Here is a 20,476-nt window from a genome sequence, read left to right as displayed (position 1 = left end):
AAGTGAGGTAATGTAATGGATAATAAAATCGTATATGTCGTATCTGACTCTGTAGGGGAAACGGCTGATTTGGTTGTTCGAGCAGCAATGGGGCAATTCCCATTTGCTCCTGATATTAGACGTGTACCGTATGTAGAAGATACAGGGACATTAAAAGAAGTGATTTCGATTGCTAAGAGTAATCAAGCACTTATATGTTTTACGTTAGTTAAGCCTGATATGCGCCAGTATTTAGTAACAGAGGCTGCAAAAGAAGGGGTAGAGGCATACGATATTATCGGCCCTCTTATTGATCAAATTGAAGAAATTACGGGGCAAGTGCCGAGATATGAGCCAGGTGTTGTCCGTAGGTTAGATGAAGAATACTTTAAAAAGATTGAAGCGATTGAGTTTGCTGTGAAGTATGATGACGGCAGAGATGCACGAGGTATTTTAAAAGCAGATATCGTGTTGATTGGTGTTTCGCGTACATCAAAAACACCACTTTCCCAATATTTAGCTCATAACAAACGCTTGAAAGTTGCGAATGTACCACTCGTGCCAGAAGTTGACCCACCTGAAGAACTATATCAAGTGGCAAAAGAAAAATGTTTCGGTTTGAAAATTACGCCAGATAAGTTAAATCATATTCGAAAAGAACGATTAAAATCACTTGGATTAAGTGATGGAGCAACATATGCAAATATTAATCGTATTCAAGAAGAAATTGATCATTTTGAGGAAGTAATTAGTAAAATAAATTGCCAAGTAATCGATGTATCGAATAAAGCGATTGAAGAAACAGCAAATATTATTGTGAATGCAGTGCAAAACCAAAAAATGTTTTAGCACATTTACCAAAGGTGAATGTGCTTTTTTCGCTCGTGTGAAATATGATACCTATGGATTTTGTAATAGATTGTAGTGTAATGGTTATACTTATACTCCTTTGTCTTTTAGTATATTCAAGGTGTGAGTTTGTCATCCTGAAATGTAAGATGAAAAAATAAAGGGATATGTAGCGTAGTTGAAGAAAATATATTATAATAAAAAATTGTGATAAAAACCTATATTTTACGTTTAGACTTTAATTTTTCAGAATAAACTAGGGATAGGATTTACGAAAAAGACATGTAATTACGTTAAATCGACAAAATCTATACAAGAAAACGCACATTATGGAAGGATTCACAGAAGGGATGTAGAATACAGAAATATGCAAAACATCAACAACATATTAGTTGGTGTAGATGTATATCCCGTGAAGGCTGAAATTGTGCAAGTTGGAGCGGAATTTCATGTCGGAATTTTGTTTGTCGCATCATATGCTCATCCTTTAAGGAAATAGCAAGGCAATTGGATCATTGTAGATACTGAACAAAATGGAGTTGATTGTTATATGGATCAACATGAAAAAGTTACAGATCTCAAGATCAAACAGTATATGTGGCTTGCTACTCTTCTTGGAAAAAGGTGTATATGTATTGTTTCTAAGAGATACATTTGTAACAGATGAGCAAATGTATACAATTTTATATAGCAAGTATGTATATGCGATTTATGCAGATAAAGGACCTATAGGAAAGGTTCAAAATCGTTTATACAATGTAATCGGCAACACTTTCTAACAAGTTTAGAAAAATATTGTCGAATTATAAAGGAATTTTTTAATTTATATCGAATACAAAATACGACACGGAGATGGAGTTATGGGGAACAGAATTCCCGAAGAAGTTGTTGAACAGATTCGGACATCATCCGATATTGTAGAAGTCATTGGTGAATACGTTCAACTTAGAAAACAGGGGCGTAACTATTTCGGCCTTTGTCCATTTCATGGTGAGAATTCTCCTTCATTCTCTGTTTCATCTGATAAGCAAATTTTTCATTGCTTCGGATGTGGAGAAGGTGGAAATGTATTTTCCTTTCTAATGAAAATGGAAGGACTGGCTTTTACCGAGGCTGTTCAAAAGCTAGGCGAAAGAAATGGAATTGCGGTTGCAGAGTACACATCAGGACAAGGACAACAAGAAGACATATCTGATGACACTGTCATCATGCAACAAGCTCATGAATTATTGAAAAAGTATTATCATCATTTATTAGTAAATACGGAAGAGGGAAATGAAGCACTTTCATATTTATTAAACCGTGGTATTACGAAAGAGATGATTGAGAAGTTTGAAATTGGTTATGCATCACCTGCTTGGGATGCGGCGACGAAAATTTTACAAAAAAGAGGTTTATCGCTGTCTAGTATGGAACAAGCTGGCCTTCTAATAAGAAGTGAGAAGGATGGTAGTCATTACGATCGCTTCCGTGGAAGAGTTATGTTCCCGATCTATACGTTACAAGGTAAGGTGATAGCGTTTAGTGGAAGGGCGTTAGGGGATGACACTCCGAAATATTTAAATAGCCCTGAAACACCGATTTTTCACAAAAGTAAATTGTTGTATAACTTCCACCAAGCAAGACCGTTTATTAGAAAGCGTGGGCAAGTGGTTCTTTTTGAAGGATATGCCGATGTGCTAGCTGCGGTAAAAAGTGGTGTGGAAGAAGCTGTTGCGACAATGGGAACAGCTTTAACTGAAGAACAAGCAAAACTTCTGCGACGTAACGTTGAAACTGTTGTTCTTTGCTATGATGGTGATAAAGCAGGGCGAGAAGCGACGATGAAAGCAGGGCAATTATTGCTAAAAGTTGGTTGCCAAGTGAAAGTCACATCCTTGCCAGATAAGCTTGATCCTGATGAATATGTGCAACAATATGGGACTACCGCTTTTGAAAATCTTGTGAAATCAAGTGTGAGTTTTGTTGGTTTTAAAATAAATTATTTGCGTTTAGGGAAAAATTTGCAAGATGAGTCTGGCAAAGAAGAATATGTGAAAAGTGTTTTAAAAGAGTTATCGTTGTTACAAGATGCGATGCAGGCAGAGTCATATTTGAAGTCATTATCGCAAGAATTTTCGTATTCAATGGAAACACTTTTGAATCAATTGCACCAATATCGCAAAGAACAAAAGGTACAGCAAAAACAAATAAAGCAGGTTGCTAAACCGTCTCAAGTCGTTCAAACAAAACCGAAGTTAACAGGTTTTGAAAGAGCGGAAAGAGAAATTATTTACCATATGTTGCAAAGTGCAGAAGTAGCTGTTCGTATGGAATCCCATATAGAAGATTTTCATACAGAAGAACATAAAGGGATTTTATATGAACTATACGCATATTATGAAAAGGGAAATGAACCTTCAGTTGGAACATTTTTAAGTTGGCTCTCTGATGAAAAGTTGAAAAATATTATCACTGATATTTCGACGGATGAATTTATTAATCCAGAATACACAGAAGAAGTGTTACAAGGCCATTTGGAGACGCTTAGACGGCATCAGGAAAAACTTGAAAAGATGGAGATCATCTTTAAAGTGAAACAAATGGAAAAAACAGATCCTGTAGAGGCTGCTAAATATTATGTAGCATATTTACAAAATCAAAAAGCGAGAAAATAGCTTTTTTGATAAAGTTTTAGTATAATGAATGTTTGTATCTCGCGTAAGGAGGGGAACAGATGGCTGACAAACCAGCTCGTTCTAAACAAATTGAAACTGAAATGACCCTTGAGCAAGTGAAAGAACAACTCACTGAGCTCGGAAAAAAACGTGGCGTTCTTACATATGAAGAGATTGCAGAACGCATGAATGGATTTGAAATTGAATCCGATCAAATGGATGAATACTATGAATATTTAGGTGAACAAGGCATTGACTTAGTTGGTGATAATGACAACGAAGAAGGCCCTAATAATCGCCAAATTTCAAAAACAGAAGAAGAGTTTGACCTCAATGATTTAAGTGTACCACCAGGGGTTAAAATCAACGATCCTGTTCGTATGTATTTAAAAGAAATTGGTCGTGTAGACTTACTATCTGCAGAAGAAGAAATTCGACTTGCAACGCGTATTGAAGAAGGCGATGAAGAAGCAAAACGTCGTCTTGCAGAAGCAAACTTACGTCTTGTAGTAAGTATTGCAAAGCGCTATGTAGGCCGTGGTATGCTTTTCTTAGACTTAATTCAAGAAGGTAATATGGGTCTAATTAAAGCTGTTGAAAAGTTCGATTATCGTAAAGGTTTCAAATTTAGTACGTATGCAACTTGGTGGATTCGCCAAGCTATTACACGTGCCATTGCAGACCAAGCGCGAACAATTCGTATTCCAGTCCATATGGTTGAAACGATTAACAAGTTAATTCGTGTACAACGCCAATTATTACAAGATTTAGGTCGTGAACCGTCTCCTGAAGAGATTGGTGAAGAAATGGATCTTGCTCCAGAAAAAGTACGTGAAATCTTAAAAATTGCACAGGAGCCAGTTTCTCTTGAAACACCAATTGGTGAAGAAGATGACTCCCATTTAGGTGACTTTATTGAAGACCAAGAAGCAACATCGCCTGCGGACCATGCAGCCTATGAATTGCTAAAAGAACAATTAGAAGATGTGTTAGATACGCTAACAGATCGTGAAGAAAATGTTCTACGTCTTCGTTTCGGTTTAGATGATGGACGAACTCGTACGCTTGAAGAAGTTGGGAAAGTATTTGGCGTAACAAGAGAGCGTATCCGTCAAATTGAAGCAAAAGCACTTCGCAAATTAAGACATCCAAGCCGTAGTAAGCGTCTTAAGGATTTCTTAGAATAGGTTATTTTTTAAGTTTACTTCACCATTGTGAAGTAAACTTTTTTATTTTGTTAATTTTTGTTAAAATTTAGCTATCGGCAACGATTACAATTTCTTGTAATTTATTTTACAGAATTGTCTTTTGATTTGCAAATGCTCATTTTTCGATTTTTCGATTAATTTTGTTTATTCTATACAAAAATATATGTAGAAAAGCGAAAAATATGATGAGAAACGTTAATAATTATCGAAATAATAAGCGATATGACAATAAAAAACAATAAACTGAATTTATGGAATGTTTTTAACAAGTGGTAGTTTACTCTTTTCTGATAGAGCGTTTTCAAGTACAATGGAAATGACTGAATCATCTAACTATTTAGGGGTATAGAGGGGGGAGAAGAGATATGAAACGTAATCCGCTGATTCCGTTCGCTCTTATTGCAGCATTGGGTATTATCGTTATGTTTGTATTTTCATTTCAGGGGCTAAATAAATCTAAAGAGTTAGCTGATGCAAAAAATGGCGGGAAGCCAGCACAAACGGCATCAAAACCAGAAGATATTGTGAAGCAAAGCTGTACGAGCTGCCATGGTGATCAGTTACAAGGGGCAGTTGGACCTAACTTGCAAAAAATTGGTGGGAAACTTTCAAAGGATGAAATTAAAGAAATTCTTTCGAAAGGAAAAGGCAATATGCCTGCCAATATAGTTCCAGCTGATCAAGCCGCTAAAGTAGCTGATTGGTTATCGAAGAAAAAATAAAGTTCCGTATGACAAGCCTTTTGCTTATGCAAAGGGCTTGTTTTTCTATATTTTCTAAAATACGATGAATGATAGAGCAGTGAATTGTTGTTATGGGCTTGCAACAACTACTATAAATTCATTATCATGGAGACAGACTGACAAGAGAAGGAGTAATGGAAATACATGAATGAAGTAAAGCTTTCAAAACGATTAGAAGAAGTTGTACGTGAAATACCAGTAGGATCTACAGTCGCTGATATTGGATCGGATCATGCGTATTTACCGTGTTATACAATTATAAATAATATTGCTACAAAAGCAGTTGCAGGAGAGGTCGTAGATGGACCATTTCGCTCTGCGCAAGCAACTGTAGCTGAAAGTGGTTTACAAGATAAAGTAGATGTGCGTAAAGGGAATGGATTAGCTGTTATCGCACCAGGAGAAGTAGATGTAATTACAGTTGCCGGAATGGGCGGAGCGTTAATTCGTGACATTTTAGAAAGTGGTAAAGAAAAATTAGAAGGTGTAACACGTTTAATTTTACAGCCTAATATTGCAGCGCATCATATTCGTGAATGGTTTATTGAGAATGGTTGGGAGCTTATCCATGAAAAAATCGTAAAAGAAGATGGGAAAATTTACGAAATTTTAGTAGGGGAGCGAGGAAATGTTGCAGCGCCTTACTCTGAAAATAAACAAGCTGAATTGTTTATGGGACCATTTTTAATAACAGAAAAAAGTGAAGCCTTCGTTGAAAAATGGGAAGGAGAATTAAAAAACTTCCAAAATATTTTAAAACAGTTAGAACGTGCAGCTGATTCTGAAGAAACAAAAGCGAAGCGTGGGGAAGTAGAAGCGAAAATGAAAATGATAGGGGAGGTTTTATCATGAGTAAAATTCCAAATGGCCATGAAATTATTTCTTTATTTGAAAGTATGTATCCGAAGCATTTGGCGATGGAAGGAGATAAGATTGGCCTGCAGATTGGAGCGCTTAATAAACCGGTGCGGCACGTATTGATTGCGTTAGATGTAACGGAAGAAGTTGTGGATGAAGCAATTCAATTAGGGGCAAATGTCATTATTGCTCATCATCCTTTAATTTTTAACCCGTTAAAAGCGATTCATACAGATAAGGCGTATGGGAAAATTATTGAAAAGTGTATTAAAAATGATATTGCAATCTATGCAGCGCATACAAATGTGGATGTTGCTAAGGGCGGGGTAAATGATTTACTTGCTGAGGCGTTAGGATTGCAAAATACAGAAGTTTTGGCACCGACATATGCAGAAGAAATGAAAAAAGTTGTTGTGTTTGTGCCAGTCACTCATGCAGAAGAAGTAAGGAATGCATTAGGAGACGCAGGTGCTGGTCATATCGGCAATTATAGCCACTGTACGTTTAGTAGCGAGGGTACAGGCACATTTGTACCTCAAGAGGGGACAAATCCTTATATCGGGGAAACTGGACAGTTAGAACGTGTAGAAGAAGTGCGAATCGAAACGATTATTCCAGCTTCATTACAGCGGAAAGTGATTAAAGCAATGGTAACGGCGCACCCTTATGAAGAAGTAGCATACGATGTGTATCCGCTTGATAATAAAGGTGAAACGTTAGGCCTAGGAAAAATAGGATACTTACAAGAAGAAATGACGCTTGGTCAATTTGCAGAACATGTGAAACAATCATTAGACGTGAAGGGCGCAAGAGTTGTCGGTAAGTTAGACGATAAAGTGCGTAAAGTAGCTGTACTTGGTGGAGATGGTAATAAATATATAAACCAAGCGAAATTTAAAGGAGCAGATGTATATGTAACTGGTGACATGTACTATCATGTTGCTCATGATGCGATGATGCTCGGTTTAAATATAGTTGACCCAGGACATAATGTTGAAAAAGTAATGAAACAAGGTGTACAAAAGCAATTACAAGAAAAAGTAGATGCAAAGAAACTCAATGTACACATTCATGCTTCGCAGTTACATACAGATCCATTTATATTTGTATAAGAAAAATAAAAACCGTTGCTCATGCAAGCAACGGTTTTTATTATTGTTCTTTTTTCACTTTCACGCGAGGTAATATTTTTTGTAACGGTACTTTTCGAACTCTTTCCCATGTAGCGGGATTCATTGGGTTATATTGCTCTAAGAAAGCGATAACTTCTTTCGTAATTGGCGTTGGAGTAGAAGCACCTGCTGTAACAGCTACGTTTTCTACACCTTGTAGCCACTCTAATTGAATTTCGCTTACATCAGCAACTCGATATGCTTTTGTACCCGCGATTTCTTGTGATACTTGTGCTAAGCGATTTGAATTGTTACTTTTCGGATCACCAACAACAATTGTTAAGTCTGCAACATCAGCTTGTTTAGCGACAGCTTCTTGGCGAACTTGAGTTGCTAAACAAATTTCTTTATGGAATTCTGCTGTTGGGAATTTTTTTTGAATGTCCTCCATTAAATGTTGAACATCCCATTGACTCATCGTTGTTTGATTTGTTACTAAAATTTTATCTGTTGGGATTTCTAATGTTTTTAAATCATCGGCTCTTTCGATAAGGTGAACGATGTCAGGTGCAATACCAACTGCGCCTTCTGGCTCTGGATGATTTTTTTTACCGATATAAATGACATGATACCCTTCCGCTTTCTTAGCTTCGATAAGGTCATGCGTCTTGGTAACATCTGGGCAAGTAGCATCGATTGTCGTTAAACCTTTTTCTTTTGCGCGTTGTTTAACTTCTGGAGAAACACCGTGTGCAGTGAAAATAACAGTACCAGAATCAATTTTATCTAAAATTTCTAAGCGACTTGGACCGTCTAATGTGATGATTCCATCTTCTTCAAAAGCGTCTGTAACATGTTTATTGTGAACAATCATACCTAAAATATAAATGGGTCTCGGCAATGATTTATCTAATGCGGCGTTACGTGCAATTACCATTGCATCGACAACACCGTAGCAATAACCACGAGGGGAAATTTTAACAATTTTCATATGAGTAATCCTCTCCTTCTAAACAAGGGATACTTTTGTGCATAGTCTTTTACATTATAAAGGAGGAGTGGATAGAAAACAAAGGATTGTTACACATATAGTTTTGGTTTTGTTGCTGTTTGTTGAACTGGTTCTTTCGGTAACTCTTTTTCTATTACAGGTTCAATCACTATTTTCTTTCGTTTTCGTTTCTTTTTTTGAGGTGCAGGAGGCGGACTTTCTACTTCAACTGGCTCTGTTACATTTTCCGTTTGATTTTCTTCCGTGCTTTTTCCAGAGGTGAGGATTTTAACAATGCTTGGTAGACTACGCATAATAGGACCGTACTGTTCGACGACAGGACCTACAGATTGAACGACTTGGGATACTTTTTCGATGTTATTTATCATATTAGTTGGATTTGAAATTAAGTTCGAAAAAAAACTGCCGATGCCACTGCTTGCTGTTGCCGCAGCTGTAGTTGTGCCCCCGCGCGTTTCAGTTGATTCATACATTTGAGGCGGTATCATTTGCTCAGGATATTGCTGCATGTATGGTTGATATTGTGGATGTTGCTGCGGATATTGTTGTTGGTATTGCTGCGGATATTGCTGTTGATATTGGGGCGGTGGTGGTTGCTGATGCATCATCGGTTGCCCTTCCATTTGTCGGTAAGGTGGAACCATTTGCATAAAAGGCTCGGTTGGATCGTGTTTTTTAAAAAGCTTAGCAAGAAAACCTTTCTTTTTTTGTGCCATTGGTGGTAGTTGTGGAATTGGATATGGTGTATAAGGTTGCTGCCCTGGATTCGGATACATTTGCCTTGTAGGGGATTTCGGAAACATGTGAGAAATCCTCCTTTCTTCAGTTAGGTATATACACATACAATATGCAATAAAAGGGAAGAAGGTTAGTTTTTGAAGTGAAAACCTAAACTAAAGATGGATTTTACTTGTAGATTTCGATATAATGTAGACTTGACTGATTTGTGCGCGCAGTAGAAATTTTAGAAAGAAGGTGTAACTTATGACACAACAAACTTTTACACAGTATGATTTTAAACCATTTTTAATAGATGCAGTTCGTGAACTACGCTTTACAGAGCCGACAGGAATTCAGCAGAAAATTTTCCCAGTCGTGAAAAAAGGTGTAAGTGTAATTGGACAATCCCAAACAGGTTCTGGGAAAACACATGCATACTTACTTCCTACATTAAACAGAATTAATGCAAGTCGTGAAGAAGTACAACTTGTTATTACAGCGCCTACTCGTGAGTTAGCACAACAAATTTACGAAGAAATCGTGAAATTAACAAAGTTTTGTGCGGAAGACCAAATGATTACAGCACGTTGTTTAATTGGTGGAACTGATAAACAACGTTCAATTGAGAAATTGAAAAAACAACCTCATATCGTAGTTGGGACACCAGGACGTATTAAAGACTTAGTTGAAGAACAAGCATTATTTGTTCATAAAGCAAATACGATTATTGTCGATGAAGCAGACTTAATGCTTGATATGGGATTCATTCATGATGTAGACAAAATTGCAGCACGCATGCCTAAAAACTTGCAAATGTTAGTTTTCTCTGCAACAATTCCTCAAAAACTAAAACCGTTTCTGAAGAAATATATGGAGAATCCAGAGCATATTCATATCAATCCAAAACAAGTTGCAGCTGGAAACATTGAACACTATTTAGTGCCTTCTAAACATCGTAATAAAATTGATTTAGTGCATAAAATGCTACTTCAATTTAAACCGTATTTAGCAGTTGTTTTCACGAATACGAAAAAGATGGCAGACCAAGTTGCTGATGGATTAATGGAACGTGGCTTAAAAGTTGGACGAATTCATGGGGATTTATCACCACGTGATCGTAAAAAAATGATGAAACAAATTCGTGACCTTGAATTCCAATATATTGTTGCGACTGATTTAGCAGCACGTGGTATTGATATTGAAGGGATTAGCCATGTTATTAACTATGAGCTACCATCAGATTTAGATTTCTTCGTTCACCGCGTTGGAAGAACAGCACGTGCGGGGCATTCTGGTATTGCAGTGACGATTTATGATCCAGCAAACGAAGAAGCGTTAGATAGCTTAGAAAAACAACGTCATATCGAGTTTAAACATGTAGATTTACGTGGAGATGAGTGGGCAGATTTAGGTGAGCGTCGTCGTCGTAAGAGCCGTAAAAAACCAAATGACGAACTTGATGTTATGGCAACGAAAGTTATTAAAAAACCGAAAAAAGTAAAACCAAACTATAAACGTAAACTTGCAACAGAACGTGACAAAGTGAAGAGAAAATATAGCAATAAAAAAAGATAAGGGGTTTCCCTTATCTTTTTTTAATCCCGCTAATTTAAATGAAGAGTATAGTCTGTCTAAATAGTCATATGAATTTGTGTAGTGCGTCTTTTGTGAACAAACAATTCACTACATATTTCTACAAATTATGCTATCATTATATCTATTGTATATTGAAGAGGTGATTGTATGTTAAAGATTGGATCTCATGTTTCTATGAGTGGTAAGAAAATGTTATTAGCAGCAAGTGAAGAGGCTGTTTCATACGGTGCAACAACGTTTATGATTTATACAGGTGCACCGCAAAATACACGAAGAAAACCAATTGAAGAATTGAACATAGAAGCAGGAAGAAAACATATGGAGCTGAACGGAATTGAGGAAATTATCGTCCATGCGCCGTATATTATTAATGTTGGGAATACGACGAAGCCAGAAACATTCCAATTAGGCGTAGACTTTCTTCGCATGGAAATTGAAAGAACATCGGCATTAGGTGTAGCGAAACAAATTGTTCTTCACCCAGGAGCGCACGTTGGTGCTGGAGCAGATGCTGGTATTCAACAAATTATTAAAGGGCTTAATGAAGTGTTAACGCCAGAACAGACGGTTAACATTGCTTTAGAGACGATGGCAGGAAAAGGAACAGAATGCGGTCGTAGCTTTGAAGAAATTGCAAAGATTATTGATGGTGTAAAATATAATGAAAAGCTATCCGTATGCTTTGATACGTGTCATACGCACGATGCAGGATATGATATTGTAAATGACTTTGACGGCGTATTAAACGAATTTGATAAGATCGTTGGTATAGATCGTTTACAAGTACTTCATATTAATGATAGTAAAAATGTACGCGGAGCAGGAAAAGACCGTCATGAAAACATTGGATTTGGTCACATTGGGTATAAAGCATTGCATCACATTGTACATCATCCACAGTTAATGCATGTACCAAAAATTCTTGAAACACCGTATGTAGGGGAAGATAAAAAAGATAAGAAGCCCCCATATAAATTGGAAATCGAAATGCTGAAAAACGGCACTTTTGATGAAGGGCTTCTTGAAAAAATTAAAGCGCAATAAGGAGGGGAAATCCCCTCCTTATTTTAGTAGTTGCTGAAATAATGTATTTACTTGTTGGGCAGTGGCAGGGGAAGTTACTTTTGCGATCTGTTTTAAGAGCTCTAGTCGCTCGTTGTTATCGTAAATATTAATATTTTTACCCTTCATAAGTAAAACGATTTGGTCAGCTTGTGCGGCTGTAATAGGAACTTCGTATTCTTTGCTATATTTTAATAACTCTTTTGTAGAAATATGATTTAATTTTTTATTAACAATTTGTTTAATGAGGTTCATCTTATTATCCTCCTTCACGCGTTCTTCTATCGAAATATATGAGCATGTAGCTTGTACATATTCGTATGGAGTTTCTTTTTTCATGAGGAAAAGAAGCGTATGTTATAATATAAGGACGAAACTACAGAAAAAGAGTACAGGGAGGGCTTATGGAGCAAAAGCAACATCGAAAAGAAAGTGTTATTCATCTCATTTATCGTTTAGTTATGATTATTTTTGGAGCAGCATGCGCGGCGGTGGCGATTGAACTATTTTTAATGCCAAATAAAATTATTGATGGTGGAATTATTGGTATTTCTCTTATATTAGATTATCTTACTCCTAACATTTGGTGGTTAAGTTTTTCTACTTTAGTCGTTGTTCTCAATATCCCATTTATGTATTCCGGTTATAAGCAAATTGGAAAAACATTTATGTTATCTTCGACATTTGGTATTGTAGCGTTAGCTTTCATTGAGTCAACGTTACATGCGGTGCCACCATTTACAACAGAACCTATTTTAGCGACAGTGTTTGGTGGGCTTATTTTAGGTCTTGGTGTAGGACTTGTAATTCGTCATGGTGGGTCGTTAGATGGAACTGAAATTATGGGGATTTTATTAACGAAGAAACTACCGTTCTCTGTTGGTGAATTCGTAATGTTTGTGAACTTATTTATTTTTGCATGGGCAGCATTTGTGTTTGGTGTGGAACAAGCGATGTATTCTGTTATGACGTACTATATCGCATTTAAAACAATCGATACAGTAATTCAAGGGCTAGATGAAACGAAGGCGGTTTTAATTGTATCTGATCAATATGAGGAAGTATCAAACGCGATTTTGCATCGTCTTGGCCGTGGAACGACAAAGCTTGTAGCGAAAGGTGGTTACACGGATAAAGAAAAAGAAGTTATTTATGCAGTTGTAACGCGTCTAGAAGTGACGAAATTAAAGTCAATTGTGCATGAAATTGATGAAAATGCGTTTGTTACGATTATGAGCACGCAAGAGACAAATGGTGGTAAGTTTAAATCGGCTATTCACTAAAAAGTTTATAGGAATATTTTTTGAAAGCAGAGAATTTTTCTCTGCTTTTTGTTATAATAGTAAGGTTTCTTGAAAAAATAGATATATTTTAGGCAGATTGGTTTACAACTATAATAAGCTGTACTATAATTCAAATAGATATAAATCGGAATCATTCTGAATTAAAATAGGTGAGATGCTATGAATAATATATTAGAAATTGAAGGTTTAACATTCCGATATGAAGATCGGAATGTGTTAGAAAATATTAATTTGCAAGTTCCGAAGGGAGCTTTTTTAGGTTTAGTGGGACCGAATGGTTCAGGTAAATCAACTTTACTTAAGTGTTTATTAGGCGTTTTAAAGCCAAAAGAAGGAAGCATACGCGTGTTTGGCGTTGATAGTAAGAAGTTTAAGGAATGGAACAAAGTTGGTTATGTATCCCAAAAGGCAAATAGTTTCAATTCTGGTTTTCCAGCAACTGTTTCTGAAGTTGTCTCAATGGGACTTGTTTCGAAAAAAGGGCTTTTTCGCTTTTTTACAAAAGAGGATAAAAAAAAGGTAGAAAAAGCAATTGCTGATGTAGGGATGAGTGAGTTTCAAGGTCGTAACATTGGAGAGCTTTCTGGTGGACAGCAACAGCGTGTATTTATTGCTCGTGCGCTCGTTAGTGATCCTGAATTGCTTATTTTGGACGAGCCTACTGTTGGAATCGATGTGAAAAATGTGGAAAGTTTTTACGAAATATTAGAGGATTTAAACAAAAGGCTCGGGATCACATTAATTCTTGTTACTCATGATATGGGAGCTGTTACTGAAAAAGTAACACATGTTGCATGCCTGAACCAACATCTACATTTCCATGGAAATGTAGAGAAGTTCCGAGAGTTAGAAGATGCAGAAATGTCCGTCTTATATGGACATCATGTTCATCGTTTAGAACACGAACATGAGCATCACGGGAGGATATAATGATACAAGATTTTTTACAATATGACTTTTTACGTAATTCTTTATACGCAGGTATTTTAATTGGACTTGTTGCACCGCTAATTGGTGTGTTTGTTGTTATTCGTCGTTTATCTCTTATTGCGGATGCATTAAGTCACGTGACGTTATCGGGTATTGCAGCAAGTTTATTACTTGAAAAAACCATTTTTACAGGTGGATTTTTAAACCCCTTATATATGGGGATGATTTTCTCGATTGGTGGAGCGCTACTAATCGAAAAGTTACGAACTGTATATAAGCACTATCAAGAATTAGCAATTCCAATTATCCTTTCGGCAGGGATGGGGGTTGGAGTTATTTTCATTTCACTTGCAAATGGATTTAACACAGACTTATTTAGTTATTTATTTGGTAGTGTCAGTGCTGTAACAAGTACAGATTTAATTATTATTGGGATTGTAGCAATTGTTGTTGTTGCGACAATTATTTTATTATATAAAGAGCTGTTTCTATTATCATTTGATGAGGAATACGCAGTATCAACTGGTTTAAGAGCGAAATGGATTCACTTTATTTTCATTATATTAGTTGCTCTTGTCATTGCAGTATCAATGCGTGTAGTGGGGGTTCTTCTCGTATCATCATTAATGACATTACCAGTTGCAGCAAGTATTCGTATTGCTAAAGGATTTAAACAAACAATTTTCTTTTCCATTTTATTTGGTGAAATTGCAGTAATTGGTGGAATGTTTGCTTCGTATCAACTTGATCTAGCGCCAGGTGGTACAATTGTTATGATAGCAGTTCTTATTTTAATCGGTGCGATTTTATGGAAGAAGAAAAAAACTGCATAAAGTAGGGATAGGTATGAATCTAACAGAAGCTTTACGCCTAATGAAAGAAAAAGGATATAAACATACTGGAAAAAGAGAAGAGATGCTCAGATTATTTGCAGCACATAATCGTTATTTAACTGCGAAAGACGTTTTAGAACATATGAAAGACGATTATCCAGGGCTTAGTTTTGATACGATTTATCGTAACTTAACAGTTTTTGCTGAGATTGGTGTTTTAGAACAAACGGAATTAAATGGCGAAAAACATTTTCGTTTTACTTGTTCTATTATGGAACATCATCATCATTTTATTTGTTTGGATTGTGGGGGGACGAAAGAGATTACTTCCTGCCCAATGGATTTTATGAATAAAGATTTTACTGGTTATGAAGTAACGGGTCATAAGTTTGAAATATATGGTCGTTGTCCAAAATGTGCAAAGTAAAAGCTCGTCGGTTATGTAACTGACGAGCTTTTTTACGTAGAAAAGAAGGTTGCTCACAAATATTGTGGCAACCTTCTTTTTATTGTTCTTGTGTCTCTTTTTCTTTTTCTCGTTCAGCAGCCATTTCAGCAGCAATTACGTCGATTTCTTTTTTCAGTTCTTCTACCATTGTTTCTTCTGGTACTTTACGAACGACTTGCCCTTTACGGAATAATAATCCCTCTCCACGTGCACCGGCAATACCGATATCAGCTTCACGAGCTTCACCAGGGCCATTTACAGCGCAACCAAGTACTGCAACTTTAATTGGTACTTGAAGTGTAGAGATGTATTCTTCCACTTCGTTAGCAATGCTAATCAAATCGATTTCAATACGACCACAAGTTGGACAAGAGATAAGTGTTGCTGCATTAGACGCAAGACCGAATGATTTTAATAATTCGCGAGCAACTTTTACTTCTTCAACTGGATCAGCACTTAATGAAATACGTAGTGTATTTCCGATGCCTTTATTTAAGATTGCTCCAAGACCAGCAGCACTTTTTACAGTTCCGGCAAACAATGTTCCAGATTCTGTAATACCTAAATGTAATGGATAATCAAAAGCACGAGCAGCTTTCTCGTATGCTTCGATTGCTAAGTTAACATCAGAGGCTTTCATAGATACGATAATATCGTGGAAATCTAAGTCCTCTAAAATTTTAATATGATGTAGCGCGCTCTCAACCATACCATCTGCAGTTGGGTACCCGTACTTTTCTAAAATGTGTCGCTCTAATGAACCAGCGTTTACACCGATACGGATTGGAATACCGCGCTCTTTTGCTGCATTTACAACAGCTTCTACTTTATGGCGACGACCAATATTACCTGGATTGATACGTACTTTATCGATGCCACCTTCAATTGCTTTTAAAGCAAGGCGATAATCAAAATGAATATCAGCAACAAGTGGAATGTTGATTTGTTTTTTTATATCAGCAATAGCATCTGCTGCGCGTTCATCTGGAACGGCAACGCGGACGACTTGACAGCCGGCTTCTTCTAAACGCTTGATTTCAGCAACTGTTGCTTCAACATCATGTGTTTTTGTTGTTGTCATACTTTGTATAATTAATTCATTATTACCGCCGATTGTTAAATTACCGACTTTAACTGGACGTGTTTTTGTACGATGAGTCATTTCATTCACGAATAGATCGCTCTCCTTATAAAAGAAGTTTCTTATTTAGTCCCTCATATCAATGATAGTATACGTGATATAGGGCTATAGAAACCGAAGTACTCGGTTTCACTTTTACTATTGTATCAGCGCCTTTATGTAATTGACAAGGATTAAGTGATAGCTTATTGATATAACGGGAATTTATAAGACTTTCCAATTTGTATTTTTGTAGCAGATGTACTTTTGTTTAATTGTTTAAAGTCGTCAATGACTTTTTCTATGGAAGGAATTTTTTTCTTGTTAATTTGTTCTGTAATAGAAAGAACTGTCTCACCAGTTTTTACTTCAATTGTTTTATAAGATACATCCGTTTCTTTTTCTGTTTTGTTCGCTTTATTTTGTTGACTGTCTGTGTTTTCTTTTTTAATTGTTTGAGCAGCAGTTGTTTTTTTATATGAACTTAACATCGGTAAAGTACCGATTTTTATATCGTAATAAAATATATAACCGAGAACAAGCACGAATAGGAATATACCTAATCTCTTCATATTCTTCACTCCTTTGCTAGGAATATATGCTTGTCCAAAAAAAAAATGCCTATTTAGGCATTTTTTATTTTTCTTTCGGTTTGGGTACCTCTTTAATCGTTAAGTATAGAACGATTAAAACAACAGCGATATAAATGAACGTTGCTCCAGGTACGACGATTTTGAATAAATCCATAATCATGAAGAAAATGGTTGGGATCGTGTAGCTGTATGCAGTTAGTGTCCAAACTTGTTTATAGGATAGTTTACGTTGACCGCTCATAGCAGAACCGATGAACGCAAGTAAAGTCACGCCTACAAAAGTGATGAATAATTGGAATAGGTACACTAAGAATCCAATAACAAATAATAAAATTGGATAAATATTATCGAATAAAGAAATAAATTCTTGTAGATCTTTTTTCTCAAGAGATGCACCTAACAAATCGTTATAAGAATACGTTTGTGTTTGACCATTTCCCATAGAGACTACTTTATCTTTTAAAACAAATAAACCTGTTTTATTTTGATATTTTTCTAGGTCTGTTGAATTTGGATCAAATACGAAAAGTGTATTTCCTTCTTCTTTTTCAATAGGTTGATCAATATCGGCTTTTAGTTCGCCATTTTCGATTTTAAAATCAGGTAAATCTTTATCGATGACTTGATTTACCATGCCAACACCATCCTGGATAAAACTACCGTACAAAAAAGTTCTTGGAATAGTAGTAATTAAGCAAAGTAGCATAATATACAAAATGGTTTTACCGATTTTTTGAAAACGGAATAGCGCCATATCTTTAGGCGAGTATATGCTTTTTACGAATTGGGTAAATATGGACATAGATTCACTTCCTTTATGTATGTATAAAATCATTGTAACGTAGGAATCTAGAGAATCTCAAGATATATTATATTTACATATAGTGGAGATAACTAAATTTCTTTTATTAACTTTCTTCTTTTAAATAAGAAAAATACAATTGACACTTTTCTTTTCTATATGGTAAATTTATCTTACATTTCTTAAAGAGCATATCCGATAGGAATTCCTCTATTTGATATGTTGTTACATACATAATTGTGGACCCTTAGCTCAGCTGGTTAGAGCAGACGGCTCATAACCGTCCGGTCGTAGGTTCGAGTCCTACAGGGTCCATATCCATTTCGCATGTTTATTATGTTAGCAGGAAGCTTCCTTGTAGAAGGAAGCTTTTTTTACGGAATATATGAGCATTTTAATTGAAAAGAAGTGGGAATTTTGCTACTTTAATGATAGCAAGACAATGTGATTTATTTGTTTGCACCCTATGGCAATTAGGGTAGAATGAAGTTGTATGTCACTTAAGTGGCAATACATAAACTGGGAGGAATATAACAATGGCAAAACACGAATTACCAAATTTACCTTATGCGTATGATGCTTTAGAGCCTCACTTTGACAAAGAAACAATGAACATCCATCATACAAAACATCACAACACGTACATTACAAACTTAAACGCTGCTTTAGAAGGTCATGCAGAATTAGCTGACAAAAGCGTAGAAGAATTAGTTGCAAACTTAAACGAAGTACCAGAAGCAATCCGTACAGCAGTACGTAACAATGGTGGCGGACATGCTAACCATACATTCTTCTGGACAATCCTATCTCCAAACGGCGGAGGACAACCTGTAGGTGAACTTGCAACTGCAATTGAAGCGAAATTCGGTAGCTTCGATGCATTCAAAGAAGAATTCGCAAAAGCTGGCGCAACTCGCTTCGGTTCTGGTTGGGCTTGGTTAGTAGTAAACAATGGTGAGTTAGAAGTAACAAGCACTCCAAACCAAGATTCTCCTTTAACTGAAGGTAAAACTCCAGTTATCGGTTTAGATGTTTGGGAGCATGCTTACTACTTAAACTACCAAAACCGTCGTCCAGACTACATCGGCGCATTCTGGAACGTTGTAGATTGGAACGCTGCTGAAAAACGTTACCAAGAAGCAAAATAATCGTAATAAATATAGAAAAAGCTAGGGGAGAGCTCCTAGCTTTTTTCTATGCTTTCCTTTTACATAATTGGGCTTGTCTTTGGAAGACTAGAACATGAAGTAAAGGAGAGTTGTGTATGAAATGGAAACATATAATTGGTGACGTTGAAGTGAATCGGGATTTAGTGTTATTGCTCCTTATAGGAGGTTTATACACGCTCGCAATTTCTTTATCGAATACGTTTGTAAATATTTATTTATGGAAACAAACACAAAATTATGTGAATCTTGGCTTGTATAATTTAGCCAGCGTGGTATTACAGCCTCTCACATTTCTTGTAGGGGGAAAATTAGCGAAACGTATCGATCGCTCGATTTTATTACGAATAGGAGTAGGGACGCTCGCAATTTTTTTTATTGTTGTCTTAGTAGCAGGGAAAAGTGCTTCTCAGTATATTTTATTAATGGGGGCTCTTTTAGGAGTAGGATACGGTTTTTACTGGTTGGCTTTTAACTTATTGACATTTGAAATTACAGAACCAGAAACAAGAGATTTCTTTAATGGGTTTCTTGGACTTCTTACATCCTTCTCTGGAATGATTGGACCAATAGCAGCAGGATACACAATTTCACGTATGGAGAAATGGAGTGGCTATACTGTTATATTCTTTCTTTCATTAGTTCTATTTGCAATTGCTGTCGTCTTAAGCTTCTTTTTATCTAAAAGAGAATGTGAAGGGCGTTATGAAATCGTGCAAGTATTGAAAGAACGACGGATTGATAAAAATTGGGGAAAGATTACACGAGCTCATTTTTTCCAAGGATTGAGAGAAGGAACGTTTATTTTTGTCATTTCAGTATATGTTTATTTAGCAACTAATAGTGAGTTTGCATTAGGGAAATACAGTTTAGTGAACTCTGCTGTATCCTTTGTATGTTATTACTTAGTTGCTCGTATGTTAAAGAAGGAGTGGCGAAAAAAAGCAATTTTACTTGGAGGCATTATTTTATATGCTGTCGTCTTTTTAGTTATTTTCAATGTTACATACACGAAATTACTTATTTATGCGGCATGTATTGCAATTGCATATCCTATTTTACTTGTTCCGTACGGATCAATGACATATGACGTAATTGGTAGAGCGAAAAATGCGAGAGAATGGCGTGTGGAATATGTCGTTGTTCGGGAGCTATGGTTAAACGCCGGAAGAATCTGTTCCATTTTAAGTTTTTTATGTGCTGTACTATTCTTTCCACCTGAAAAAAGTTTACCTTACTTATTATGTATTTTAGGTGCTGGACATTTTCTTATTTATTTTGCAGTTAAAAATGTCAAATATGATGAGGGAAATGCGAGTAAAGCAAGTGTTGTAACGCAAGGGAACGCGCAAAATCAAACTGAACCAGAAGGTTAACTTCTCGTTTGTTTTATGCTAGAATAGAAAAAGATGTAAGACAGCAGTGAGGACACCTGTATGAAGGTGTCCCTTTCACATTACATAGCTGTTGGTAGAGGGGGTTTG

The 20,476-nt window shown here is 36.2% G+C and carries 21 protein-coding genes and 1 tRNA gene; 16 read left to right on the top strand and 6 right to left on the bottom strand.

The features are described from left to right. Nucleotides 1–15 precede the first annotated feature (15 nt). The 7 genes from DN401_RS10045 to DN401_RS10020 all read left to right on the top strand — a co-directional run bounded on the left by DN401_RS10045 (nucleotide 16) and on the right by DN401_RS10020 (nucleotide 7,406). Nucleotides 16–828, top strand: coding sequence for a pyruvate, water dikinase regulatory protein (locus tag DN401_RS10045; RefSeq protein ID WP_000368944.1), 813 nt, complete (start codon nucleotides 16–18; stop codon nucleotides 826–828). A gap of 635 nt (nucleotides 829–1,463) precedes the next feature. Continuing rightward, a complete protein-coding gene (locus tag DN401_RS29760) occupies nucleotides 1,464–1,607 on the top strand; it encodes a hypothetical protein (protein WP_000479733.1) in 144 nt (47 codons plus the stop codon). 81 nt (nucleotides 1,608–1,688) lie between these two features. Then, on the top strand, nucleotides 1,689–3,485 hold the full coding sequence (dnaG, locus tag DN401_RS10040) for a DNA primase (RefSeq protein ID WP_000528221.1): 1,797 nt from the start codon (nucleotides 1,689–1,691) through the stop codon (nucleotides 3,483–3,485). Nucleotides 3,486–3,544: 59 nt separating this feature from the next. Beyond that, nucleotides 3,545–4,672 (top strand): RNA polymerase sigma factor RpoD, encoded by a 1,128-nt coding sequence (gene rpoD, locus DN401_RS10035; protein WP_000764065.1) that lies wholly within the window; start codon nucleotides 3,545–3,547, stop codon nucleotides 4,670–4,672. A 386-nt stretch (nucleotides 4,673–5,058) separates the two neighbouring features. After that, nucleotides 5,059–5,415 (top strand): cytochrome c550, encoded by a 357-nt coding sequence (gene cccA / locus DN401_RS10030; protein WP_000828141.1) that lies wholly within the window; start codon nucleotides 5,059–5,061, stop codon nucleotides 5,413–5,415. A gap of 165 nt (nucleotides 5,416–5,580) precedes the next feature. After that, entirely contained in the window at nucleotides 5,581–6,288 is a 708-nt protein-coding gene (locus DN401_RS10025; protein ID WP_001006542.1) for a tRNA (adenine(22)-N(1))-methyltransferase, read from the top strand. Further along, nucleotides 6,285–7,406 carry a Nif3-like dinuclear metal center hexameric protein gene (locus tag DN401_RS10020; RefSeq protein WP_000036243.1) on the top strand — a complete coding sequence of 374 codons (1,122 nt, stop codon included), beginning with the start codon at nucleotides 6,285–6,287 and terminating at the stop codon, nucleotides 7,404–7,406. Before DN401_RS10025 ends, DN401_RS10020 begins: the two co-directional genes overlap by 4 nt. A 40-nt stretch (nucleotides 7,407–7,446) precedes the next feature. Here DN401_RS10020 and DN401_RS10015 read toward each other — a convergent pair whose 3' ends face one another. After that, the gene (locus DN401_RS10015; RefSeq protein ID WP_000706662.1) at nucleotides 7,447–8,397 is read right to left on the bottom strand and encodes a 4-hydroxy-3-methylbut-2-enyl diphosphate reductase; all 951 of its coding nucleotides are present in this window, start codon (nucleotides 8,395–8,397) and stop codon (nucleotides 7,447–7,449) included. An 89-nt stretch (nucleotides 8,398–8,486) separates the two neighbouring features. Continuing rightward, nucleotides 8,487–9,221: a YqfQ family protein gene (locus DN401_RS10010; RefSeq protein WP_000484167.1), complete on the bottom strand. Its 735-nt coding sequence runs from the start codon at nucleotides 9,219–9,221 to the stop codon at nucleotides 8,487–8,489. 181 nt (nucleotides 9,222–9,402) lie between these two features. On the opposite strand from DN401_RS10010, the gene DN401_RS10005 reads away from it, so the two are divergent. Both DN401_RS10005 and DN401_RS10000 read left to right on the top strand, forming a co-directional pair. Next, nucleotides 9,403–10,713, top strand: a complete 1,311-nt coding sequence (locus DN401_RS10005; protein ID WP_000194017.1) for a DEAD/DEAH box helicase — start codon at nucleotides 9,403–9,405, stop codon at nucleotides 10,711–10,713. Between the two features lie 168 nt (nucleotides 10,714–10,881). After that, nucleotides 10,882–11,778, top strand: a complete 897-nt coding sequence (locus tag DN401_RS10000; RefSeq protein WP_000912460.1) for a deoxyribonuclease IV — start codon at nucleotides 10,882–10,884, stop codon at nucleotides 11,776–11,778. 18 nt (nucleotides 11,779–11,796) lie between these two features. On the opposite strand, the gene DN401_RS09995 is transcribed toward DN401_RS10000, so the two are convergent. Further along, on the bottom strand, nucleotides 11,797–12,051 hold the full coding sequence (locus DN401_RS09995; RefSeq protein ID WP_001048954.1) for a DUF2624 domain-containing protein: 255 nt from the start codon (nucleotides 12,049–12,051) through the stop codon (nucleotides 11,797–11,799). Between the two features lie 149 nt (nucleotides 12,052–12,200). Between DN401_RS09995 and DN401_RS09990 the strand changes: the two genes are divergently transcribed. From DN401_RS09990 to DN401_RS09975, 4 genes are all read left to right on the top strand, one after another. Continuing rightward, nucleotides 12,201–13,079 carry a YitT family protein gene (locus tag DN401_RS09990; RefSeq protein WP_000435963.1) on the top strand — a complete coding sequence of 293 codons (879 nt, stop codon included), beginning with the start codon at nucleotides 12,201–12,203 and terminating at the stop codon, nucleotides 13,077–13,079. 180 nt (nucleotides 13,080–13,259) lie between these two features. Continuing rightward, nucleotides 13,260–14,030: a metal ABC transporter ATP-binding protein gene (locus tag DN401_RS09985; protein ID WP_001059662.1), complete on the top strand. Its 771-nt coding sequence runs from the start codon at nucleotides 13,260–13,262 to the stop codon at nucleotides 14,028–14,030. Continuing rightward, a complete protein-coding gene (locus DN401_RS09980; RefSeq protein ID WP_000613815.1) occupies nucleotides 14,030–14,863 on the top strand; it encodes a metal ABC transporter permease in 834 nt (277 codons plus the stop codon). The genes DN401_RS09985 and DN401_RS09980 overlap by 1 nt, the downstream gene beginning before the upstream one ends. A gap of 13 nt (nucleotides 14,864–14,876) precedes the next feature. Next, the gene (locus DN401_RS09975) at nucleotides 14,877–15,290 is read left to right on the top strand and encodes a Fur family transcriptional regulator (RefSeq protein ID WP_001054516.1); all 414 of its coding nucleotides are present in this window, start codon (nucleotides 14,877–14,879) and stop codon (nucleotides 15,288–15,290) included. Between the two features lie 79 nt (nucleotides 15,291–15,369). Here the strand turns inward: DN401_RS09975 and ispG are convergent, their stop codons facing one another. From ispG to yqgB, 3 genes are all read right to left on the bottom strand, one after another. Further along, the gene (gene ispG / locus DN401_RS09970) at nucleotides 15,370–16,473 is read right to left on the bottom strand and encodes a flavodoxin-dependent (E)-4-hydroxy-3-methylbut-2-enyl-diphosphate synthase (RefSeq protein ID WP_153577907.1); all 1,104 of its coding nucleotides are present in this window, start codon (nucleotides 16,471–16,473) and stop codon (nucleotides 15,370–15,372) included. 164 nt (nucleotides 16,474–16,637) lie between these two features. Continuing rightward, the gene (yqfZ, locus tag DN401_RS09965; RefSeq protein WP_000825414.1) at nucleotides 16,638–17,003 is read right to left on the bottom strand and encodes a protein YqfZ; all 366 of its coding nucleotides are present in this window, start codon (nucleotides 17,001–17,003) and stop codon (nucleotides 16,638–16,640) included. Between the two features lie 64 nt (nucleotides 17,004–17,067). Beyond that, on the bottom strand, nucleotides 17,068–17,826 hold the full coding sequence (gene yqgB / locus DN401_RS09960; protein ID WP_000021898.1) for a protein YqgB: 759 nt from the start codon (nucleotides 17,824–17,826) through the stop codon (nucleotides 17,068–17,070). Between the two features lie 241 nt (nucleotides 17,827–18,067). Here yqgB and DN401_RS09955 point away from each other — a divergent pair. The 3 genes from DN401_RS09955 to DN401_RS09945 all read left to right on the top strand — a co-directional run bounded on the left by DN401_RS09955 (nucleotide 18,068) and on the right by DN401_RS09945 (nucleotide 20,368). Further along, nucleotides 18,068–18,141 (top strand) — tRNA-Ile (locus DN401_RS09955). Between the two features lie 221 nt (nucleotides 18,142–18,362). After that, nucleotides 18,363–18,974 (top strand): superoxide dismutase [Mn], encoded by a 612-nt coding sequence (sodA, locus tag DN401_RS09950; protein WP_001052031.1) that lies wholly within the window; start codon nucleotides 18,363–18,365, stop codon nucleotides 18,972–18,974. 116 nt (nucleotides 18,975–19,090) lie between these two features. Further along, entirely contained in the window at nucleotides 19,091–20,368 is a 1,278-nt protein-coding gene (locus tag DN401_RS09945; protein WP_000871384.1) for an MFS transporter, read from the top strand. The last annotated feature ends 108 nt before the right edge of the window (nucleotides 20,369–20,476 follow it).

Origin of the sequence: Bacillus sp. BF2-3 (genome assembly GCF_008368795.1) — a bacterium.
GTDB classification, from domain to species: domain Bacteria; phylum Bacillota; class Bacilli; order Bacillales; family Bacillaceae_G; genus Bacillus_A; species Bacillus_A cereus.
Note: the sequence above shows the minus strand (reverse complement) of the source record. Positions and strands in the feature narration are given on the sequence as shown.

Excerpts from the sequence above, each read along its gene's own strand:
- DN401_RS09975 (WP_001054516.1), top strand. The coding sequence starts at position 14,877 with ATGAATCTAACAGAAGCTTTACGCCTAATGAAAGAAAAAGGATATAAA.
- DN401_RS10010 (WP_000484167.1), bottom strand. The coding sequence starts at position 9,221 with ATGTTTCCGAAATCCCCTACAAGGCAAATGTATCCGAATCCAGGGCAG.
- dnaG (WP_000528221.1), top strand. The coding sequence starts at position 1,689 with ATGGGGAACAGAATTCCCGAAGAAGTTGTTGAACAGATTCGGACATCA.
- DN401_RS09985 (WP_001059662.1), top strand. The coding sequence starts at position 13,260 with ATGAATAATATATTAGAAATTGAAGGTTTAACATTCCGATATGAAGAT.
- DN401_RS09980 (WP_000613815.1), top strand. The coding sequence starts at position 14,030 with ATGATACAAGATTTTTTACAATATGACTTTTTACGTAATTCTTTATAC.
- DN401_RS10025 (WP_001006542.1), top strand. The coding sequence starts at position 5,581 with ATGAATGAAGTAAAGCTTTCAAAACGATTAGAAGAAGTTGTACGTGAA.
- yqfZ (WP_000825414.1), bottom strand. The coding sequence starts at position 17,003 with ATGAAGAGATTAGGTATATTCCTATTCGTGCTTGTTCTCGGTTATATA.
- rpoD (WP_000764065.1), top strand. The coding sequence starts at position 3,545 with ATGGCTGACAAACCAGCTCGTTCTAAACAAATTGAAACTGAAATGACC.
- DN401_RS10045 (WP_000368944.1), top strand. The coding sequence starts at position 16 with ATGGATAATAAAATCGTATATGTCGTATCTGACTCTGTAGGGGAAACG.
- DN401_RS09990 (WP_000435963.1), top strand. The coding sequence starts at position 12,201 with ATGGAGCAAAAGCAACATCGAAAAGAAAGTGTTATTCATCTCATTTAT.
- cccA (WP_000828141.1), top strand. The coding sequence starts at position 5,059 with ATGAAACGTAATCCGCTGATTCCGTTCGCTCTTATTGCAGCATTGGGT.
- sodA (WP_001052031.1), top strand. The coding sequence starts at position 18,363 with ATGGCAAAACACGAATTACCAAATTTACCTTATGCGTATGATGCTTTA.
- DN401_RS10000 (WP_000912460.1), top strand. The coding sequence starts at position 10,882 with ATGTTAAAGATTGGATCTCATGTTTCTATGAGTGGTAAGAAAATGTTA.
- DN401_RS09995 (WP_001048954.1), bottom strand. The coding sequence starts at position 12,051 with ATGAACCTCATTAAACAAATTGTTAATAAAAAATTAAATCATATTTCT.
- ispG (WP_153577907.1), bottom strand. The coding sequence starts at position 16,473 with ATGACTCATCGTACAAAAACACGTCCAGTTAAAGTCGGTAATTTAACA.
- DN401_RS10005 (WP_000194017.1), top strand. The coding sequence starts at position 9,403 with ATGACACAACAAACTTTTACACAGTATGATTTTAAACCATTTTTAATA.
- DN401_RS09945 (WP_000871384.1), top strand. The coding sequence starts at position 19,091 with ATGAAATGGAAACATATAATTGGTGACGTTGAAGTGAATCGGGATTTA.
- DN401_RS10015 (WP_000706662.1), bottom strand. The coding sequence starts at position 8,397 with ATGAAAATTGTTAAAATTTCCCCTCGTGGTTATTGCTACGGTGTTGTC.
- yqgB (WP_000021898.1), bottom strand. The coding sequence starts at position 17,826 with ATGTCCATATTTACCCAATTCGTAAAAAGCATATACTCGCCTAAAGAT.
- DN401_RS10020 (WP_000036243.1), top strand. The coding sequence starts at position 6,285 with ATGAGTAAAATTCCAAATGGCCATGAAATTATTTCTTTATTTGAAAGT.